This window comes from Acaricomes phytoseiuli DSM 14247, assembly GCF_000376245.1.
Lineage (GTDB): Bacteria > Actinomycetota > Actinomycetes > Actinomycetales > Micrococcaceae > Renibacterium > Renibacterium phytoseiuli.
This window is the reverse complement of the sequence record NZ_AQXM01000005.1, coordinates 1-1,646: the sequence shown is the minus strand read 5'-3', so window position 1 is coordinate 1,646 and position 1,646 is coordinate 1. Positions and strand designations below refer to the sequence as shown.

Sequence of the window (1,646 nt, the reverse complement as noted above, 5' to 3'; positions counted from 1 at the left end):
CTCACTCCCGTAGAGTTTGAGACGATCTACACGGACGCGAAAGCGGCCTGATCACCCCAAACCCCAACTGTCAACCAAACCCGGGGCAGACCCCATTTATAAGCTGCCGCCCTCCCTGGACAGTCAGGGGTACACATGTGCGTCACCCCTGTCTGGCCAGTGAAAGAAGAAAAGGGCTCGGGGGCTTTCCCAGGGACGTCGGATTCGCTGCGCGATCGGGCGGTCCAGGTTCGCCTTCAAGGTGCAAAGTAAAAGTAACTGCCTGGCAGAGGATCGAGGCGAGCTAACGCTGGGCCTGCAAATGCCCCTTAGCATCCAGCCGCGTACTAAAGCGTGAGATCAGTGTGTAAGCTCCCAGCTTCTGCTTGGCTATGTTGAAACGCAGGCACGAGGTACAACGGGCCATGGCACTCGAGTCTTTTGTAGAAACAACCATTAACTAATCCCGACACCTATCGGTTTTTCGTCGTGCCCTCATTATTAACTGGCATAGGTGACGAGTGGGGTGCTCCGAGGGTTCTAAGGAAGTCCGTGGTAACCGGGCTAGACCGCGAGCTTAGTTTAGAAACTGCTGCAGCTCAGCTCGGCGGTACCAAAAATTGCTGAAGATCATCGCATTGAGAAGGCGCGATAGGTGGCCGACTATGCCGAGATCCTGAAGGGTTTCGGGATTAAAGCTTCAGTAGAAGACTGAATAGCTCAAGCCCTGTCTTTAAAATCCCTGCTCTTTGTTGCGATGTGGTGCCCCGGGAGGGAATCGAACCCCCGACCAAGAGATTAGAAGGCTCCTGCTCTATCCGCTGAGCTACCGGGGCATGGTCGCGATGACCATTAACGAGTGTAACCAATCCTCTGGGCGATCCATGCACCACCGCTCTCGCTTGCGCAGCCAGCCCCCAGTTCTCCTCCACAACGCTGCGCTGGCGCCGCTTCGTCCACATGGACCGATGGTCACTTATGTGCAGGCCTGCCGATGCGAAGACTGGGAGTCCAGTTACTAACGTGCGGAAACCGCCGATGACAGCAGGGGGACGAGATGAGTGATGTTGTGACGATTCGAGGGTTTGTTGCGAGCGAAGTGCGAATGACGCTGAGTGATGCGGGGTGTCCCATAGCCCATTTCCGTATCGGCTCAACGGAGCGGAAGTTTGACCGGCATCGCAAGGAATGGGTGGATGCAGAGACCAACTGGTACGCGGTCTCGGTCTTCCGTGCTCTGGCGCAGAATGTTACTGCCAGTCTGAGCAAAGGGGAGCGGGTGATCGTCACGGGAAAGCTCAAGCTACGCCAGTGGAGCAAGGAGGACGGCCGCCGGGGCATCGCTCCGGAGATCGATGCGGATGCTATCGGTCACGATCTGAACTGGGGGACTGCGAGATTCCGCCGGGCACTGCATCCTGTGCGGGCTCAGCGGCAACAGGATAAACAGCTGTCAGATGATGCGGCTGAAGAGACTGGCGCAGCAGAAGACGGCTTGGAGCTACTGGAAACCTCAGAAACCTCAGAAACCTCAGATGCAGCCTCCAGTACGGAGGAGACTGCTGAAGATACTCGGGTCTGCCCCGGGTTTGGTTGACAGTTGGGGTTTGGGGTGATCAGGCCGCTTTCGCGTCCGTGTAGATCGTCTCAAACTCTACGGGAGTGAG

1 protein-coding gene and 1 tRNA gene are annotated in these 1,646 nt (G+C 56.9%); one reads left to right on the top strand and one right to left on the bottom strand.

The window, feature by feature from the left end:
* Positions 1-739: 739 nt before the first annotated feature.
* Positions 740-815 (bottom strand) — tRNA-Arg (locus C501_RS0100055).
* Positions 816-1,036: 221 nt separating this feature from the next.
* On the opposite strand from C501_RS0100055, the gene ssb reads away from it, so the two are divergent.
* A complete protein-coding gene (gene ssb, locus C501_RS13395) occupies positions 1,037-1,576 on the top strand; it encodes a single-stranded DNA-binding protein (RefSeq protein WP_018133603.1) in 540 nt (179 codons plus the stop codon).
* Positions 1,577-1,646: the final 70 nt, after the last annotated feature.

Excerpts from the sequence above, each read along its gene's own strand:
- ssb (WP_018133603.1), top strand. The coding sequence starts at position 1,037 with ATGAGTGATGTTGTGACGATTCGAGGGTTTGTTGCGAGCGAAGTGCGA.